This window comes from Alphaproteobacteria bacterium, from assembly GCA_041396705.1.
Lineage (GTDB): Bacteria > Pseudomonadota > Alphaproteobacteria > CALKHQ01 > CALKHQ01 > CALKHQ01.
The window spans coordinates 17,758-35,173 of the sequence record JAWKYB010000017.1; the positions used below are offsets into that span (position 1 = coordinate 17,758).

At 74.0% G+C, this 17,416-nt stretch carries 15 protein-coding genes; 11 read left to right on the top strand and 4 right to left on the bottom strand.

Annotation, left to right across the window (positions count from 1 at the left end; all coding sequences use genetic code 11):
• Positions 1-156: 156 nt before the first annotated feature.
• Positions 157-609 carry an Hsp20 family protein gene (locus tag R3F55_21245; GenBank protein MEZ5669910.1) on the top strand — a complete coding sequence of 151 codons (453 nt, stop codon included), beginning with the start codon at positions 157-159 and terminating at the stop codon, positions 607-609.
• 95 nt (positions 610-704) lie between these two features.
• Here the strand turns inward: R3F55_21245 and R3F55_21250 are convergent, their stop codons facing one another.
• The gene (locus R3F55_21250) at positions 705-1,382 is read right to left on the bottom strand and encodes a glutathione S-transferase family protein (protein MEZ5669911.1); all 678 of its coding nucleotides are present in this window, start codon (positions 1,380-1,382) and stop codon (positions 705-707) included.
• A gap of 104 nt (positions 1,383-1,486) precedes the next feature.
• On the opposite strand from R3F55_21250, the gene R3F55_21255 reads away from it, so the two are divergent.
• Positions 1,487-1,939, top strand: coding sequence for a MarR family transcriptional regulator (locus R3F55_21255; protein MEZ5669912.1), 453 nt, complete (start codon positions 1,487-1,489; stop codon positions 1,937-1,939).
• On the opposite strand, the gene R3F55_21260 is transcribed toward R3F55_21255, so the two are convergent.
• Positions 1,936-2,373: a thioesterase family protein gene (locus R3F55_21260; protein ID MEZ5669913.1), complete on the bottom strand. Its 438-nt coding sequence runs from the start codon at positions 2,371-2,373 to the stop codon at positions 1,936-1,938. The genes R3F55_21255 and R3F55_21260 overlap by 4 nt on opposite strands.
• On the bottom strand, positions 2,370-2,708 hold the full coding sequence (locus R3F55_21265; protein MEZ5669914.1) for an alpha/beta fold hydrolase: 339 nt from the start codon (positions 2,706-2,708) through the stop codon (positions 2,370-2,372). Before R3F55_21265 ends, R3F55_21260 begins: the two co-directional genes overlap by 4 nt.
• Here R3F55_21265 and R3F55_21270 point away from each other — a divergent pair.
• The 4 genes from R3F55_21270 to R3F55_21285 all read left to right on the top strand — a co-directional run bounded on the left by R3F55_21270 (position 2,701) and on the right by R3F55_21285 (position 6,247).
• A complete protein-coding gene (locus R3F55_21270) occupies positions 2,701-3,330 on the top strand; it encodes a hypothetical protein (protein MEZ5669915.1) in 630 nt (209 codons plus the stop codon). The two genes, R3F55_21265 and R3F55_21270, sit on opposite strands and share 8 nt — an antisense overlap.
• Positions 3,327-3,746: a hypothetical protein gene (locus tag R3F55_21275; GenBank protein ID MEZ5669916.1), complete on the top strand. Its 420-nt coding sequence runs from the start codon at positions 3,327-3,329 to the stop codon at positions 3,744-3,746. The genes R3F55_21270 and R3F55_21275 overlap by 4 nt, the downstream gene beginning before the upstream one ends.
• Before the next feature lie 14 nt (positions 3,747-3,760).
• A complete protein-coding gene (locus tag R3F55_21280; protein ID MEZ5669917.1) occupies positions 3,761-5,146 on the top strand; it encodes a cytochrome P450 in 1,386 nt (461 codons plus the stop codon).
• A gap of 198 nt (positions 5,147-5,344) precedes the next feature.
• Complete coding sequence (locus R3F55_21285) at positions 5,345-6,247, top strand: DMT family transporter (GenBank protein ID MEZ5669918.1); 903 nt, start codon at positions 5,345-5,347, stop codon at positions 6,245-6,247.
• Here the strand turns inward: R3F55_21285 and R3F55_21290 are convergent.
• Complete coding sequence (locus R3F55_21290; protein ID MEZ5669919.1) at positions 6,228-6,467, bottom strand: FliM/FliN family flagellar motor switch protein; 240 nt, start codon at positions 6,465-6,467, stop codon at positions 6,228-6,230. The two genes, R3F55_21285 and R3F55_21290, sit on opposite strands and share 20 nt — an antisense overlap.
• Before the next feature lie 206 nt (positions 6,468-6,673).
• Here R3F55_21290 and R3F55_21295 point away from each other — a divergent pair, with 206 nt between their 5' ends.
• From R3F55_21295 to R3F55_21315, 5 genes are all read left to right on the top strand, one after another.
• Positions 6,674-8,002, top strand: a complete 1,329-nt coding sequence (locus R3F55_21295) for a hypothetical protein (GenBank protein ID MEZ5669920.1) — start codon at positions 6,674-6,676, stop codon at positions 8,000-8,002.
• Positions 7,969-9,420: a hypothetical protein gene (locus R3F55_21300; protein ID MEZ5669921.1), complete on the top strand. Its 1,452-nt coding sequence runs from the start codon at positions 7,969-7,971 to the stop codon at positions 9,418-9,420. Before R3F55_21295 ends, R3F55_21300 begins: the two co-directional genes overlap by 34 nt.
• Positions 9,421-9,902: 482 nt before the next feature.
• Positions 9,903-11,231 (top strand): hypothetical protein, encoded by a 1,329-nt coding sequence (locus tag R3F55_21305; protein ID MEZ5669922.1) that lies wholly within the window; start codon positions 9,903-9,905, stop codon positions 11,229-11,231.
• Between the two features lie 31 nt (positions 11,232-11,262).
• Positions 11,263-11,976: a hypothetical protein gene (locus R3F55_21310; protein MEZ5669923.1), complete on the top strand. Its 714-nt coding sequence runs from the start codon at positions 11,263-11,265 to the stop codon at positions 11,974-11,976.
• A gap of 16 nt (positions 11,977-11,992) precedes the next feature.
• Positions 11,993-17,395 carry a discoidin domain-containing protein gene (locus tag R3F55_21315; GenBank protein MEZ5669924.1) on the top strand — a complete coding sequence of 1,801 codons (5,403 nt, stop codon included), beginning with the start codon at positions 11,993-11,995 and terminating at the stop codon, positions 17,393-17,395.
• The last annotated feature ends 21 nt before the right edge of the window (positions 17,396-17,416 follow it).

Consider the following 17,416-nt stretch of genomic DNA (forward strand, 5'->3'; position numbering starts at 1 on the left):
CGGGCGCAACCGGGCGGCGGGCTTGAACCGCCGGCGGCAGTCCCCATATGGCAATGCGGGATCGGCGCTGGGCAACCGGGCCGATCCCGGAACGACCGGCTCGCCGCATGTGCGGGGGCCAGACATCATCAGTTGCTTCAACGGAGGACTGTTGCCATGCGCACGTTCGATCTTTCCCCGCTTTTCCGCTCGACCATCGGTTTCGACCGCCTGTCCCGTCTGCTGGACGCGGCCCAGGACCAGAGCGCGAGCTATCCGCCCTACAACATCGAGAAGACCGGCGAGAACGCCTATCAGATCTCGATGGCCGTGGCCGGCTTTTCGCCCGACGAGCTGACGATCACCGTCCAGGACCGCAGCCTGGTGGTGAAGGGCAAGTCCGCCATCGAGGAGGGCGAGCGCGCCTATCTGCATCGCGGCATCGCGACCCGCGCCTTCGAGCGCCGCTTCGATCTGGCCGACGACATCCAGGTCGGCGAGGCCAAGCTGGAGCACGGCATGCTGCATGTGGCGCTGGAGCGGGTGGTTCCCGAGGAGAAGAAGCCCCGGACCATCCAGATCCGCAACGGCGAGGCTGCCGAGCGCGTGATCGAGCAGAAGGCCGCCTGACGCCTCGACGCCCATGCAGGTGCGGCCCGCGCGGGCCGCACCGGATATGACGCAGCCCCCGGCGCCCGGCGCCGGGGGCTTTTCGTTCGTGCGTCTCAGGCCGCCATCCGGCGGGCGAGCGCGCCGCCGCGGCCGGCCAGGAAGGCGTCCAGCCGCCGCGCATAGTCGGCGTCGACCGCGCCGCGCACCGACGGCCGCGCGGCCAGCGCCGCCCGCCAGCGCGCCACCTTCGGTTTGCCGTCGAGCACGGCGAAGCGGCCGATCCGCTCGAAGGCGTCGAAATAGCGGAACACCGGGCCGAAGGCGGCGTCGACCAGGCCGAAGCGGGCGCCGGCGAACCAGGGCCCGGCGCCGAGCGCGGCTTCGATCTGCGCGAACTGGCCCGCCAGCTTCGCATCTTCCGCGGCCAGAGCCGCCTCGTCCGCCGCGTTGTAGAAGCGCGCGATGCCGGCCAGTACCGCCGAGCCGAACTCGATCCAGCCGCGCGCCCGGGCGCGGTCCAGCGGATCGGCCGGGTGCAGCGGCCGCGGCCGGGTCTCCTCCAGATATTCCAGGATCGCGGCGGATTCGAACAGCACCGCCGCTGCGCCGTCGTCGCCCGCCACCTGCAGCAACGGCACCTTGCCCATCGGCGAGATGGCGACGAACCAGTCGGGCTTGGCCGAGAGGTCGATTGTGACGCGGTCGAACGCCACGCCCTTCTCGGCGAGCGCGATCGCGGCGCGCTGCACATAGGGGCACAGCGGGTGCGAGACCAGGGTCAGGCCAGTCATGGTCGGTCCTTTCCATGCAAGTGCATATAACTGCGGGCGAAATAGATGCATCTGCATGGAATTTCAAGATTGATGCATCTGCATGAACCGTCTATGGCGGGGCCATGGGCGACGGGACGGACGGCGGCGCGCGGGTCTCGCAGGCGACGATGACGGCCTGGGCCGATTTCGTGCGCGTCGGCCAGGCGGTGCTGGCGGCGGTGGAGGCGGACCTGAAGGCGGCGGGCTTTCCGCCGCTGGTCTGGTACGACGTATTGCTGGAGCTGGGCCGTGCCGGCGAGGCGGGGCTCCGGCCCGGCGCGCTGCAGCAGCGCATGCTGCTGGCACAGTACAACCTGTCGCGCCTGCTCGACCGGATGGCAAGGGACGGGTTGGTCGAACGCCGGCCCTGCGCGGACGATGCCCGCGGCCACAGCGTCCACGCCACCGCCGCCGGTCTCGCCCTGCGCCAGCGGATGTGGCCGGCCTATCGGGCCGCGGTCCAGGCCCGCTTCGCCGGCCGGTTCAGCGACATGGAGGCGGCGACGCTGTCGGCGCTGCTGGCGAAGCTGGGCTAACCGGCCGCGATCTTTTCCATCTCGCGGCGAATCCGGTCCGGGATCGGCACCGGCCGCATCGAGGCGCGCTCGACGAAGACGTGGACGAAGAAGCCGAAGGCGGCCGGGTCGTCCTCGCCCTGCCGGAAGATGCCGATCTCGTAGGTGACGCTGGAGGTGCCGAGGCGCGCGATGCGCAGGCCGGCGTCGATGGTGGCGGGATGGGCGACCGACTTCAGGTAGCGGCAGCCGCTCTCGGCGCAGACGCCGATCACCGGGCCCTCGTCGACGTCAAGCCCGGCGATGCCGATCAGGAACTCGCTGATCAGCGTGTCGAAATAGGCGTAGTAGACCACGTTGTTGACGTGGCCGTACTGGTCGTTGTCGATCCAGCGGGTCGGGATCGCCTGGAAGAAATGGAAGGCCTGCCGCGAGGGCGGGGCGGTGCGAGTCACGCGTGTGTCTCCCTGACTGTGGTGGCAGCGCCGTCGGCCGGCAGCGTGGCGACGAAGCCGGCGATGGCGGTGTGCACGGCGCGCGGCGCCTCCGCCATCGCCATATGGCCGCAGGCGGCGACGGCGACCGTCCGTGCGCCGGCAAAGCGGGCGGCGAGCGCCGTGCCGGCGGCCGGCGGCGTCATCCGGTCGGCGCCGCCGATCAGCACCAGCGCCGGGCAGGCGATGCGGTCCGCCATCGCACCGGCGGTGTCGCAGGCGTTGCAGGCGGCAAGGTCGGCGGTCAGCACGCCCGGCCCGGCCTCGCCGAGCATGCGGCGGGCGGCCATGCGCATGGCCGGCGTCGGCGAGGCTGCGTCCGGACGGATGGCGGCCGTCGCGGAACGCCCAGCGCGCGATCAGCGCCGCGGCCTCGGCCGGCGCGTCCGCTGCCGCCTGCAGCAGGCGGCCGTTGACCGGCATCGCCAGCCCGGCGCCGAGCAGCACCAGGCCAGCCGGCGGCGGCACCGCGGTCGCCGCGGCGTGCAGCGCGACCAGCGCACCCATCGAATGGCCGACCAGCACCGGCCGGTCCGGCCGCAGCCGTGCCACCAGCCGGTTGAGCCAGTCCGCCATCGCCGCGACCGTCGGCAGGGCCGGGCCGCCGGAGCCGCCGTGGCCGGGCAGGTCGACCGCCAGCGTGGCGCGCCCGCCGGCCGCGCACAGCCGGGGCAGGTCGCCCCAGGCCTCGGCATTGAGACCGGCGCCATGGACGAACAGCAGCGTCGGTCCCGTGGCAGGGCCGAGCCGCTTGATCCGGACCGGCCGGTCGTCGAGGCGCACGCGCATGCCCCAGCCATGCCTCATTCGCGTGCCACTGTCGATGTGATCGTGATCATGGGGCGGCGCCGGGCCGCGCATTGCGGCCGGCGCCGCTGCGGCCTAGATAGCTGGCAGGACATGCGGCGACGGCGATGAAGAAGGCGACGATCGGCTACACCCCGCGCTTCCGGCCCAGCCCGGTTTCGGCCTGGGTGCATGTGCCGACCGGCCCGGTGCCGGCCTGGCGCGATGCCGGCGCCTACAGTCCGCCGCTGCCCGGCCCGGTCGGCGGCCGCGGCTGGCCGGTGCTGGACGTGGAGGTCGACGGCGTCGCCCTGACCTTCTCCTCGCTGGCCGAACTCGACCATGTCATCGACGTGCTGTCGCGCAACCCGCTGCCGACCACGCGGCAACTGTCGGCCGCGCGCGGCAACGGCGCCGGCCCCAACGGCCACTGGCTCAGCCGGCTGCCGGCCAAGGCGAAGCCGGCCCGTTTCCGTGCCGTCCTGGTCGCCCGGCTGCGCAGGGCGCGCGACGCCTATGCCGCGGTCGCCCGCGTGGCGAAAGCCTGAGGAAAGGAACCCCGATGCCGCTGGACAACATCCCCGTCGAGGCGCCGTTCGTGCCGTGGAGCCCGGAGCCGCCGGAACGCCCGATGCCGTTCCTGAAGGGGATAACCACCTTCCTGCGCAACCCGCTGGAGACCATCCCGGCGCTGGCCTATCGCGAGCCGATCGTCCATGCGCGCGGGGTGCGCGACGTGTTCTGGGTCTGCGACCCGTCCCTGGTCAAGGACGTGCTGCTCGACCGCCGCGAGCTGTTCCCGAAGGACCTGCTGGGCCGGCGGGTGCTCGGTCCGATCGTCGGCGACGGCATCCTCACCGCCGAAGGCCAGTCCTGGCGCTGGCAGCGGCAGACGGTAGCGCCGCTGTTCCGCCACGCCGACCTGCTCGGCTATGTGCCGGCGATGGTCGCGGGTGCCGACGTCGCCGTCGCCGCCTGGCGGGCGACGCCGCCCGGCACCCGCCACCAGGTCGATGCGGACATGACGCGGGCGACCTATCACGTCATCTCCAACACCGTCCTGGCCGGCGGCGGCGACAAGGTGGGCGAGGCGCTGGGCGTCAAAGCCGAGCGCTACGGCCACGGCCTGCAATGGTCGCTGGCCTATGCTGCGGTCGGGGTGCCGGAATGGGCGCCGCGGCCGCTGCGCCGGATGATGCGCAGGCGCGAGGCGCTGGTGCGCGGCGCGGTGCTGGAGATCGTGCGGCAGCGGCGGCAGGAGGCTGCGGGACCCGACGACCTGCTTGCCCGGCTGATGGCGGCGACCGAGCCCGACACCGGCCGCCGGATGACCGACGACGAGCTGACCGACAACCTGCTGACCTTCCTGGTGGCCGGCCACGACACCACCGCCAAGGCGCTGGCCTGGACGCTGTACCTGCTGGCCCGTGCGCCGGCGTGGCAGCAGCGGGTGTTTGCCGAGGTCGCCGCCGTGGTCGGCGACGGCCCGGTCGCGGGCGACCACATCGACCGGCTGGCCGTCACCCGCCAGGTGCTGAAGGAATCGCTGCGGCTGTTCCCGTCGGTGCCGGTGATGACCCGGATGGCGGCCGAGGATGTCGAGCTGGGCGGCCGGCAGGTGCCGAAGGGCACCATCGTCGGCATCCCGATCTATGCCATCCACCGCCACCAGGCGCTGTGGGACCGGCCGGAGGCGTTCGACCCCGCCCGCTTCGCGCCGGAGCGCGAGAAGGCGCACGACCGCTATCAGTTCATGCCGTTCGGCGGCGGCCCGCGGGTCTGCGTCGGCGGCGCCTTCGCCATGATCGAGGCGACGGCGATCCTGGCCAGCGTGGTCCGCGCCGCCCGCTTCGACTGGCCGCGCGGTCCCGACCCGGTGCCGCTGTCGCGCATCGTGCTGACCCCGAAGCACGGCATCCCGCTGAAGGTCACGCTGCGCGAGGCCTGACGCCGCCGCATCGCGCGCAGTGCCCTGGCGACTGCCAAGCGACCGCCAGCACCCGTCCCCGCCGCTATTGCGAGCCGCCGGCAGGCGGCGCGGCATTCCAGGGAGCGGCCCAACGGCCTGGCGGCGGCCCCGCTGGCGATTGTGGGGCACGGCGGCGGCGCGTAGGCTCGGCGCCTGTCAGGAGGCGCCGCCGGTCCAATGCCCAACCCCTATCTGATGCTGGTCGTGCTCGGCGCGATCTGGGCGACGCGGCTGGGCGCGCTGAAATACGCGATCAACGCCGGCCTGCCGGCGCCGGTGACCATCCAGGTCGCGGTGCTCGGCATTGCCATCGGGCTGACCCTGGTCAACGCCCTGCGCGGCACCTGGCCGCCGCTGCGGCGCGACACCGTGCGGTTCTACCTGCTCAGCGGCCTGCTCGGCTTCATCTGCCCGTTCGGGCTGGAGGCGATCGTCGCCGCCAGGCTGCCGGTGTTCGTGCTGATCCTGATCGTAACCACGGCGCCGGTGTGGACCATGCTGGTCGCCGCGGCGGTGGGGACCGAGCGGATCTCGGCCGTGCGCGCCACGGGCGTGGTGCTGGGCTTCGCCGCCGCCGGGCTGGTCGCCTTCGACAGCAGCGGCGGCGAGGGGCCGGGCGCGGTCGACCCGCTGTGGTGCCTGCTGGCGATGGCGATCCCGCTGTTCTATGCGGTCTACACCGTGTTCGTCGCCTCGCGGTTCCCGCGCCGGCTGGACGCGGTGCAGGTGGCGCAGGGCCAGGCCATCATCGTGGCGCTGGCGGTGCTGGCGGCGCAGCCGTTCCAGGACTTCTGGAGCCGGATGGCTTTCAGCCCGGTGCAGGTGACCGCGGTCGGCTGGGTGGTCGCCGCCGAGGTGGTCGGGCTGATGATGTATCTGAGCCTGGCCCGCGACCGCGGCGCCACCTTCGTCACCCAGGCCAACTACGTCGCGATCTGCATGGGCGCCGTGCTCGGCGCCTTCGTGTTCGGCGATCCGATCGGCTGGCTCAGCCTGCTGGGCGCCGTGCTGGTGGCGGTCGCGCTCAGGCTGGCGCGCGCGCCGGTGCCGGCGGCGGTGCCTACAGCGTCATCCGGTTGATGCTGACGGCGAGGCGGTCGTTGTTGACGATCAGCTCGCCCTCGGCGATTCGGCGACCCTTGACGAACAGCTTCACGTCGGCGTCGACGTTGCTGTCGAGCTCGATCACCGCGCCGCGGCCCATCTTCAACAGCTGGTGCACCGGCATCTGGGCCGTGCCGAGCAGGGCCTGGATCTCCATCGCGATGGTGCTGATGGCGAGGTCGTCGTCGAGCTGCATGGTCGGGTGTCACCGCTGCCTGTGGTCTGCGCCCCGAGCGGGCGTGGCCGCACATTGGCAGGGTTACGGTTAAGCCCGGGTAAAGCGGCTGCGGCTTGCCGGGCGCGTCGTTGTAAGTTGCGGCGCCGGCGCGCGCGCCTATAGTGGGCGGCACCGATGGGCGTGCGACAGGGGAGCGTCGCGACGGCCGGAAGGGGGGATCGGCCATGCGTGCCATCCAACTGTGCGCCGTGCTGCTGGCCGGGTGTCTGGCATCCGTGGGCGCAGCGGCGCAGACGCCAGCCGACACCTGCGATGCGCTTGCCGGCTCCGGCCAGCCGCTGGCGGCCGAACGGCTGCTGGAAGCGGTCGAGGCCTGCAGCCAGGCGGTGCGCGACAATCCCGGCGACGTGCGCCTGCTCGCCCACTACGCGCTGACGCTGGAGCTGTCCGGCGACATCGTCATGGCGACGCGGCTGTACGAATGGGCCGCCGGCGACGGCTACCAGCCCGCGGCGGCGGCGCTGGCGCGGCTGGCCGGCGCGCCGCCGCCGGACGACAGCGATGCCGTCGCCGATTCAGGCGCGGACCAGACGGCCGACACGGCGGCGACAGACACGCCAACGGCCGACACGCCGGCAGACCGGCTGGACCGCATCGCCGCGCTGCTGGAGCAGGCGCGGGGCCTGCTGCCGCGCGACAGCTTCGATCCGGCGGCCGTGGTCGCCGCGGTCGGCGGCGATCCCGACGATCTGACCGCCTGGGTTGCCGACAACACCGGGCTGGTGGCCTATCGCGGCCGGCTGCGCGGGCCGGTCGGCGTGCTGCTCGACCGCCGCGGCAACAGCCTCGACCGTGCGCTGCTGCTGGCCAATCTGCTCGAGGCGGCCGGCCGGCAGCCGGTGCTGGCCAATGCCGAGCTGAGCGCGGAAGAGGCCGGCCGGCTGTTCGATGCGCGGCGGGCGCCGCCGCCGCCGTCTGGCGACGGCCTGAGCCGGGCCGAGGCCCTGGCCGCGCTGGGTATCGACGCGGCTGGCGATCCGCTCGGGGTCGCGGCGGCGATGGAACGCGATGCGCGCGAGGCGGCGGACACGCGCACCGCGCTGATGCAGCGCACCCGGCAGCAGGCCGACGCCCTGATGGCGCTGGTCGGCCCGGCGGCCGCGCCGTCCGCCGATGCGCGCGCCAGCGCCGTCGCGGCGCTGCGCGACCACTGGTGGGTGCGGCTGCGCACGGCGGACGGGTGGCAGGATCTGGACCCGAGCGGCGCCCAGCTTGCCGGCGGCGCGGTGCGCGAACTGGCGCCGGCCGACCTGCCTGCCGACCTGTCGCAGCGGGTGACGGTCAGCGTTGTCGCCGCCTTCCGCGATGCCGACGGCGCACTGCGCCAGGAAACGCTGCTGAGCCGGGCGCTGGTTCCGGCGGAGCTGGCCGGCGTGCCGGTGACGCTGTGGCACGAGCCGCTCGGCCTGTCCGACCCGCTGTCGCTGCGGGCGGCGATGCCACGGTCATTGTCGCGGCGGTGCTGGCTGAACGGTCGTGGCAGCCGGTGCTGATGATCGGCGACGCGGTATTCGCCGACCGGATCGCCACGGTCGACGGCGGCTCGCTGTCGGGCGACGTCGACGGCATCGCCAGCGCGCGCGAGCCGCTGCAGACCTTCAGCAGTGGCATGGCCGGCCTGCTGTCCGGTCTGAACGACACGATCGCCGGGCAGGCGGGCGGTGCGCAGGCGCCGGCCGACCTGGTCGGCGAATGGCTGGTCTTCCGCATCGAAGCGCCGGGCGGGCCGGCCGTGGAGCATCGGCGCGCGTTGTTCGACCTGGTCGGCACCGGACCCGCGACCGTCGCCATCGACGAGACGCTGCGCCGCCGGCGCACCGAGGGGCTGTTGGAGCAGGTCGAGATCGGGCTGTGGGGCGCCACGCCGTCGGTGCCGTTCGTCGCCGACGGGATCGCGCGCGAGGCGGCGACCCTGTTCGCCACGGTGGCCTACATCGCCCGCGCCGGCGGGATCGATGCCGTGCCGGCGCTGGGCAGCCTGCCGCGGTCGCAGGCGCTGCTGCATGGCTTCGCCGCCGGGCGGGCCGGACTGGCCGGCGACGCCGAGCTGGTGGTCGACCGGCCGAACCTCGTGCTGCTGCGCCAGGGCCAGCGCCTGGCAACGTCCGGGTCTTCCGCCAGCTATGCCGCCTTCGACATCGTCGAGAACGGGATCGCCGCGGCGAGTGCCGACGCCGTCGCCGCCTTCGATGGGCGGCTGCGCCAGGGTGTGGCCGATACCGCGCTGGAATCGGCGCTGCTCGGCGCGCCGTCGCCGTCGCACAATGCCGCTGTCCTGTTCGCCGACGACATGGCGGCGGGCCGGGCCTGGGTGACGCTGTCGCGGCCCGGCGACGAGGCCGCGATCGGCCTGCCGCCGGTCGTGGCGGCCGAGGTCGCCGCCGCCCTGCGGGCCGGCTATCTGGCGGTGGTGCCGCAGGCGCCGCCGCCGACCGGTGCGGTCGCCTGGTGGCGGGTCGACCCGGCCACCGGCACCACGCTGGGCATCGGCCCGACCGGCGCCGGCTCGGAGTTTGTCGAGTATCTGACCCTGCTCGGCAAAATCATCGGCTTCGCCGGCTGCACGGTCGGTGCCATCTCGGCCGCGGGTCATGTCGAGTCGACCGGCGGCGCCGTGGTGACGGGGGCCGCCTATGCCTTCTGCATGCTGGGGATGGGACTGACCACGGTGGCGAGCCTGGCGCGCATCCTGTTCGTCACCACGCCGTTGACCGAGGCGGCAATCGCCGCCAATGCCGCCGCCTGGGCCGGCGCGGATGCGATCGGCGGCCTGGTCGGCGCCGGCGTGGGGGCTTGGTGCCGGGGTCGGCCTCTGACCACGGAGCCGGCGGTTGTCGTGCGCGGTGCGATCCTGGCAGGACCGGAGGACGCGGTCGGCGAGAGTTGCTGCCGCCGGGGTTGGCCACAATAGATTGAGGCGCCGTCGGCGGGCCCTGGGCTCGGCGGTGCACGGCAAGACGAGGCGGCGGGGCGGGGTGAAAGCCATGGGCTTCATGCGCGTGTTCGTGGTCTTGTTGACGCTGGCCGGGCGGCGTGCCCGTCGCCCACGGGCAGTCGGCAGTCGAGCGCTGCGACCTGCTGGCCGGTCCCGGCGCGGCAGCCGTCGGGCGATGCCGTCGCCCAGGCGCGCGAGGCCTGCGCCGAGGCGCTGCGCCTGAATCCGGGCGTCGCCCGGCTGATGCATCAATATGGCCTGACGCTGGAACTGGCCGGCGAGGCGCAGGCGGCCATGCGTCTGTACCAGTGGGCGGTGGACGAGGGCTATGGCCCGGCAATCGCCGCTTTGGCCAGGCTAACGGGGCGGAACCGGCCGATATCGCGACCGCGGGGGCCGTCCCACCGTCGACCGCGCCCGGCGCACCGGCCCCGTCCGCGCCGTTCGCGCCCGCCGCCGTGGTCGCGGCGGTGGGCGGCGAGCCGGCGGCGCTGCTCGCCTGGGTTGCGCAGTCCGTTGCCGCCGACGGCTATGCCGGCGCGATGCGCGGCGCGGGCGGCACGGTGGGCGCCGCAGCTGGCAGCGCTGCCGACCGGGCGCTGCCGCAGGCGCTGCTCCGGGCGGCGGACCCCACGGTCGAACTGCGCTTCGCGGGCTGCACGCTCGATACCGCCGTCGCCGCGCGATTGGCTCAGGCGGCGTCCGGCCTGCCGGCCGCGCCGGAGCCGCTGATCGCCGTGGCCGGCCGCTATGCGCCGGAAATCGCCGACCCGGCGGTGCGGCAGCTGGCCGACGCGATGGCCGCGATCTGGGATGATGCGGTGACGCAGACCGATCGCACCGCCGCCACCCTGGCACGTGCGCTGGACGCGGCCGCACTGCCCTACGCCGCGCCGGTTGTCGACCGTGCGGCGGTGCAGCGGGCGATGGCGGACCATGTCTGGCTGCAGGTGCGGCACGACGGCGACTGGCTGGATCTCGACCCGGATGCCGACGGCGGCCGGGCCGGGGCACGGCTGTGCGAGCCGACCTGGCTCGAACCGGCGCTGCCCGCCGCCGAGCAGCACTGGCTGACGCTGCGCGTGGTGGCGGAGCTGCGCGGTGCGGGGCGGCAGGCGATGGTCGAGCACAGCTGGCCGCTGACCGCGCTCGCCGACGACGGCGTCACGGTGATGATCGCCGAGAGCAACGGCCGCGGCACGCTGGTGGCGGAACCGGAGCCCCTGCCGGCACGCTGCGCTATACGCCGCTGCTGCGCGTCGGCGGCGAGGAGGTCATCGGGGCCGGTTTCCTGTTGCCGGCGCCGCAATCGTTCCAGTCCGGCGACGCGATGGGTGGCCTGGGCCAATCCATGCTCGAGGCTTCGGCGGATTCGGCGGATCGCCCGCGCAGGACGCGGATGCGGTCGTCGACGATGCCGCCGCGCTGTGGCTCGAACTGACGCTGACCGGACCCGGCAGCGGCGAGGCGTCGTGGACCGTGCCGCTGTTCGATCGCGTCGGATTCGCCGCCCGTGCCGTCGGCGCCGGCGAGGTGGCGCCGCTGGCGAGGCTGGAGGAGATCGACGGCGAGTACCGGGCGCTTGCCGCGGCGGTGGAACGTGGCGGCGTGGACCGGCGCGATGCCGGCCTTCGATGCGCCGCTGCCGCCGGAAGACGGCTCGCTCGACGCGCTGGTCGGCGGGCTCGCCGTCGTGCATCGCGCCTTCGGGCCGTTGCGCAGTGCGCTCTATGCGGCGGCAGCCGGCCCTTCGGCGCCTGCGTCGCCGTCGGCCGCTCCCGGGCTGAGCCTGCTCGGCTGGGTCCCCGGATGCCGGCGATGCCGGCGCCAGCTGGTGATCGACCTGGTCGCCGACTATGGCGCGGTGGCTGGGCCGACGCCGATCCGGCGGCCGGCGCGCTGTGGGCGGCCAGCGGCGTGCTGGCGGAACGGCTGACCGTCGGCGTGGACCGGCTGTTGCTGCCGGTCATGGGCGAGGCGGACGTGCCGCCGTTCGTGCCGGTCGACGTGGCCGCGGTGTTCGAAGCGGCAGCGGCGGCCGGCGAGGCGCCGGCTTGGCTCGGGCCGGGCGATGCGCCGGCGCTCGGCGGTTCCGACGAGGCCGTCGCGCGCATCCGCACCCACCTTGCCGAGGGCAGGCTCGTGTTTGCGCCGCCGCGGCCGGCGATGGTGGCCGATGCCGCTCTGCTCGGCTGGTGGACCTTCGATCCGGTCACCGGTGCGGTGCGCGACGAGATGGAGAACGGCCGCCACCAATCCGGAACGGAGTATCAGGCCACCAACGAGCCGGCGCGGCGGTCGACCCCGGCCTACCGCAGCCTCGGCCGGCGCGTCCTGTGCACGATGAACCGGGCAGTCGGCGTGATCTCGCTGGTGCTCGGCCTGTCGGGCAGCCCGGAAGCCATGCAGGGCGCATGGCAGGCGGCGAAGGTGGAAGCGAAGATCGCACGGGCGGCGGAAGAGACCCGCCGGCGCGGGCAACGGGCCGCGGCGATGCAGGGCGCCTGCGGCGCAGGTGGGGCCCCGAAATGAGGAAAGCACGACAGGTATGACCGCAGATCGGACCAAACGCGCCGTTGCCCGGCGCCTTGCGGCGCTGGCCGCGGTGCTGCTGCTGCCGGCGGCCGCGGCGGCGCAGAGCTGCCCGTCGGAGAGCGAGCCGAACGACGATGCGGCGACGTTGGCCGCGACCGGCGGCGCGTTCTGCATGGCGGGCTTCGCCCAGGGGGCGGACAGCGACGCGGTGGCGTGGAGCATCGACGCGGCCGGCGCGCAGCAGCTGTGGTCGGTGTCGCTGGAGGCGCTGCCCGGGCAGGACGGCCGGGTCCGGCTGGTCCGTATCGGCGCGGCCGAGGACGGCAGCCGCGTCGAGGAGGAGATCCTGACCGAGACGGTGCAGGCGGCGACGGCGGCCACGGCGATCCCGCCGCTGCTGCTCGCCGCCGGCGACTATGCCATCCGCGTCGAGGGCAACTACGGCGACGGCCTGCTCTACCGCCTGTCGGCGGTGCCGGCGGACCCGCTGCCCGGGCCGCTGCCGCCGACGGTGGCCGGCGGCTTCGCCGGCGTGCTGGCGACGGTGCCGGGCACCGAGGCGACGCTGAGCTGGACCATCGACGCCGCCGCCGCCGGCCGGCTGTGGACGGTGACGGTGCAGCCCGACCTGGGCGCCTCGCCCTATGTCGACATCTACCGCGAGGACGGCTCGAATCTCGACAACGCCTATCTGCAGGCCGGCGGCATCGCCACGCTGGCCGACCTCGGCCTCGATCCGGGCACCTATTCGATCCAGGCCAGGGGCCGCACCGGTGCGCGCCTGCTGATCGCGGCACGCGACAGCGGCGCCCGCGCGGCCGGCCGCGAGCAGGAGCCGAACGGCGACGCCGCAGTGGCGGCCGCCTTCGATCCCGCCTTGCCGCTGGAAGGCCGCCTGATCGGCAGCGACGGCAGCCGCGACGCCGACGTGTTCGCCTTTTCCGTCGACGACGGGTGGCGCGACCAGCGGTTCGACCTGGTGTTGCGCGCGCCCGGCACTGACGAACTGCAATTCTCGCTCAACGATGCCGACGGGCAGGAGCTGCAGAGCCGGACCGGCAGCGGCGAGGTGCGCCTGCCCGACCTGACCCTGGATGCCGGCCAGTATTATGTGCGCGTCTACGGCAGCCTGGACCCGTCGCAGACCTATGGCCTGGCCGTCGAGGACGCGGCGCCGCTGCCGCCCGCGGCGGAGCGCGAGCCGAACGACGCCTTCGGACTGGCGACGGCGATGCCGCCGGACGGTGCGGTGGAGGGGCAGTTCGCCGGGCGCGAGTGGGACGTGTTCGCGCTCGACGTCGCGCCGCCGCTGCAGCTGTGGCGGATCACCGCCGAGGGCGACACCATCGAGCAGCTGCAGCTGTACGACTCCGCCGGCAACACCATCGCCGAGGTGGCGCCGACGCCGGGCCGCGGGCCGATCCGGATGAACAACCTGCTGCTGGTGCCGGGCCGGCACGTGTTCGGCGTGCGCGGCACCGACGCACCCTATCGGATCTTCGCCGAGCCGCTCGGCACGCCGCCGGCACCGGGCACGCCGATCGCCGACGTGCTGGCCAGCGGCCTGACCGACGAGCTGGAGCCGAACGACGACATCGCCCGCGCGACCCGGCTGGAGCCGGGCGTGCCGCGCACCGGCACGGTCGACCGCGAGCGCGACTACGACTACTACCGCTTCTACCTGGGCGCGGAAACGCGGGTGCGGCTGACCCTGTCCGGTCCGCCGGCGGCGCAGGTCGCCGCCAACCTGGAGTGGGGCGCCAACGCGGAGTACCGGGTCGGCCGCCTGCACACGGTCGACCGCGGCGCTGAGCGCGGCGAGGTGGTCTGGGACGGGCTGCTGCCCGGCGGCGACTACTACCTCTCCGTCTTCGCCGACACGCCGGTCGACGGCCCCTATGCCGTGCTGTTCGAGCAGCGGCCCTATTACGACCGGCCGGTCGACCTGGAACCCAACGACCAGTGGTGGCAAGCCGCGCCGGTGCCGGCGGACCTGCGCGTCGCCGGCTTCGGCTTCTACGAGGATACCGACTGGTACCGGCTGCCCGACGTGCCGGCCGACACGGTGCTGACGCTGCGCGACCTGGATCCCGGGACCGGCGCATTGGCCGACGCCGCCTTCCAGCTGGTCCAGGCCGACCCGGCCGATCCGGCGGACCTGTGGCCGGCCTGGGAGCGCACCTCGATCGGCTCGGTCCGCTTCGACCGCGACAACGGCATCTGGCAGGCTGAGATGCCCGCCGGCACCGGCTATTACCTGGGGCTGACGGACGCGGCCGGGGCCTATGCGTTCGCGCTCGACCTCGGCGCCGGCGGGCCGCCGGCCGCGGCCGGCACCGCGGCGCCGTTCGGCGTCGCGCTGAGCCTGGACGCCGCGGAGGTCGCCGCCTTCGACACCGCGGCGCAGTCGGTGACCGGATTCGCCACCCTGACCACGGACGCGGCCGGACCCGTGTCCGCGACCCTGTCCGGCCATGCCGGCGACGACCGCTGGCGGGTCGACTTCGTCCAGGACCGGATCGACCTGGTGCCCGGCGTCGCGGTGCCGGTGCCGGTGACCGTGACGATCGCGCCCGATGCCTGGGCCGACCGGCCGGTGGAGATCGCCGTGTCGGCGGCCGGACCGGACGGCGCGGCCGGCTTCGCCCAGGCGACGATCGTGCCGCGGACGCGGGCGCCGGCCGTCGGCCGGCGCCTGGCCTGGCCGCTGCCGGCGGCGATGCTGGGCGGCGTCAACGTGGCGGCCGGCCAGGATGGCGGGGCCGTTCTGGTGGACATGCCGCGACTGATCGACGGCGGCGCCAACGGTGCGACCAGTGCGCGGATGGACGGCACCTTCCTGCACGGCGAACAGCCGGTGATCCAGCTGGCCGGCGCCGCGCCGGTGCCGCTGGCCGGCGTGCTGCTGACGCCGGCCGGCACCGAGGCGATCGGCGATCGGCTGCGTCGGTTCGCGCTCTCGGTGTCGGACGACGGCACCGACTTCACGCGCGTGCTGACCGCCGCGATGTCGCCGCGGCCGGTGGAGCAGGCCTTCGCCTTCGATGCACCGGTCGCGGCGCGCTACCTGCGGCTCGAGCCGATCGACACCCAGAGCGGCGACCGCGGCTGGGGCGGCACGACGCTGGGCGAGATCAAGGCGATAGCCGTGCCGGGCGGCGATCCGCTCGATCCGGCCGGCGCCGGGCGCAACATCGCCGACCCGCAGCGCGGCGGGCACGTGGTCTGGGCGGCGCCCGCGGTCGACGGGCAGCGCATGCTGACGGTCGAGGAGGATCGGCCGAACCTGTACCTTGACGAACAGGGCATGCCGCTGGAGTGGGTCATCGGCTTCCGCGACAACCGGGCCGCCCTGGTGACCGGGCTGGAATGGGTGTCGCAGCGCGATGCGGAACCGCAGGAGCGGATCGCGTCGGTCACGGTCTGGGCCAGCCTGGACAGCGCGGTCGGGCCGTGGACCCAGGTTTCGGTCTGGACGCTGCCGGCCGAGGCGCCGAGCGCCACGCTGCGGTTCGACGCGCCGGTCTGGGCGCGCTTCCTGCGGTTCACCATGACGGCGCCGCCGGACACCTGGCGTGCCGCTGCGCCGGAGACGCTGGTGGTGCGCGAGGCGCCGAGCGGTGCGGACTATCGCTCGATCCTGGGCGAGTGGGGCGATACCGGGCGGGATGCGGTCTACGAATGGCTGAACCCGCCGGCCGAGCCCGCGCCGCCGCCGGCCGACGACAACGACACGCCCGCAACCGCCGACGCGCTGCCGCTGGACACCGAGGTCGCCGGCACTGTGCTGATTGCCGAGGACGAGGACTGGTACGCCGTCGACGTGCCGGCCGGCGGCCAGGCGCTGTTGCTGACGCTGGCCGGCGAACCCAGCGTCGACGTGTTGCCGACGCTGCAGGACGCTGCCGGCACGGCGGTTCCGCTGGAACTGGTCGAGACCACGCCGACCGAGCGCCGCTATCGCGCCCAGGCCGGCGCCGGCAGCTATCGCCTGCGCATCGCCGACCCGCCGCGATCGGTGGCGCTGGTCTGGGACACCAGCGGCAGCGTCGAGGCGTTCATCCCTGCCATCGTGCAGGCGATGCGGGCCTATGCCCAGGGTCTGCAGCCGGACCGCGAGGTGGTCAACCTGTTCCCGTTCCGCGGCGACCAGACCCGCGCGCTGCTCGACCAGTGGACCGGCGACCCGCTGACCGCGTTCATGACGCTGCACGGCTATCCATGGCAGGACAGCTCCAGCAATGCGGAAGCGGCACTGCTGGCCTCCAGCCAGGCACTGGCCGCGCGCGAGGGCGTGCGCGCCGTCGTGCTGCTGACCGACGCCCAGTCCGACGGCGCCGACCTGACGGCGCAGCTGTGGGCCAGCCTGGGCGAGACCCGGCCGCGGATCTTCGCGCTGGCGGTTCCCGGCGCCTTCACCGGCGACGAATGGTGGCTGACCCGCAACCTGATGCAGGACTGGGCCGGGCTCAACGGCGGCTTCTACCAACCGATGCTGTCGCAGGGCGAGATCGACACGGCGTTCGAGCGGCTTGCCGGCTGGCTGCGCCGGCCGACCGCCTATCGCGTCGCGGCGGCGGTCGACATGACGCCGCCACCCCCGCCGCCGCCGGCGGAGCCCGGCTACCTGCAGCTGGTGGCCGCCGCCGAGACCGCGGCCGACGGCGGGCCGGCCCCGGCGTCCGGCGGCATCCTGCTGATCGTCGACGCCTCGGGCAGCATGCTGGCGCGCATCGACGACGAGCGGAAGATCGAGATCGCGCGGCGCACCCTGACCGAGCTGACCGGCAACACGATCCCGGCCGGGTCGGTGCTGGGCCTTCGGGTGTTCGGCGAGGGTCCGCCGGACAGCTGCGAGACCGCGCTGGTGCTGCCGCCGCAGCCGCTCGACCCCGTCGGCATCGCCGGCGTCATCGCCGGCATCGAGCCGACCAACCGGGCGCGCACCCCGATCGGCGCGTCGCTGCACGAGGTGCCGAACGACATGGCCGGCGTCGAGGGGCACCGGCTGGTGGTGCTGATCACCGACGGCGAGGAGACCTGCGACGGCGACCCGGCGGCGGAGATCGCGGCGCTGCGGTCGATGGGCATCGACCTGCGTATCAACATCGTCGGCTTCGACCTGGACGACCCGGCGCTGGCGGAGACCTTCCGGCAGTGGGCGGAGCTGGGCGGTGGGCGCTATTTCGACGCCAGCGACGCCGAATCGCTGGGCCTGGCGCTGACCCAGGCGGTGGTGCCGACCTTCCGCGTGCTCGATCCGCGCGGGCGCGCGGTCGCCAGCGGCACGGTCGGCGACCCGCCGGTCGAGCTCAGGGCCGGCGTCTACAAGGTCGAGATCGAGGGCGGGTCGGGGCAGACGCTGCGGGTGGAGATCCTGCCGGGCGAGACCGCGGTGCTGTCGGAGCCGTTCTGAACGCCGGCCCCGACGGCACCG

What these genes read in the sequence shown, in the direction of transcription:
- R3F55_21245 (MEZ5669910.1), top strand. Translation starts at nt 157, where the DNA reads ATGCGCACGTTCGATCTTTCCCCGCTTTTCCGCTCGACCATCGGTTTC.
- R3F55_21250 (MEZ5669911.1), bottom strand. Translation starts at nt 1,382, where the DNA reads ATGACTGGCCTGACCCTGGTCTCGCACCCGCTGTGCCCCTATGTGCAG.
- R3F55_21255 (MEZ5669912.1), top strand. Translation starts at nt 1,487, where the DNA reads ATGGGCGACGGGACGGACGGCGGCGCGCGGGTCTCGCAGGCGACGATG.
- R3F55_21270 (MEZ5669915.1), top strand. Translation starts at nt 2,701, where the DNA reads ATGCGCATGGCCGGCGTCGGCGAGGCTGCGTCCGGACGGATGGCGGCC.
- R3F55_21265 (MEZ5669914.1), bottom strand. Translation starts at nt 2,708, where the DNA reads ATGCGCATGGCCGCCCGCCGCATGCTCGGCGAGGCCGGGCCGGGCGTG.
- R3F55_21275 (MEZ5669916.1), top strand. Translation starts at nt 3,327, where the DNA reads ATGAAGAAGGCGACGATCGGCTACACCCCGCGCTTCCGGCCCAGCCCG.
- R3F55_21280 (MEZ5669917.1), top strand. Translation starts at nt 3,761, where the DNA reads ATGCCGCTGGACAACATCCCCGTCGAGGCGCCGTTCGTGCCGTGGAGC.
- R3F55_21285 (MEZ5669918.1), top strand. Translation starts at nt 5,345, where the DNA reads ATGCCCAACCCCTATCTGATGCTGGTCGTGCTCGGCGCGATCTGGGCG.
- R3F55_21290 (MEZ5669919.1), bottom strand. Translation starts at nt 6,467, where the DNA reads ATGCAGCTCGACGACGACCTCGCCATCAGCACCATCGCGATGGAGATC.
- R3F55_21295 (MEZ5669920.1), top strand. Translation starts at nt 6,674, where the DNA reads ATGCGTGCCATCCAACTGTGCGCCGTGCTGCTGGCCGGGTGTCTGGCA.
- R3F55_21310 (MEZ5669923.1), top strand. Translation starts at nt 11,263, where the DNA reads ATGCCGGCGCCAGCTGGTGATCGACCTGGTCGCCGACTATGGCGCGGT.
- R3F55_21315 (MEZ5669924.1), top strand. Translation starts at nt 11,993, where the DNA reads ATGACCGCAGATCGGACCAAACGCGCCGTTGCCCGGCGCCTTGCGGCG.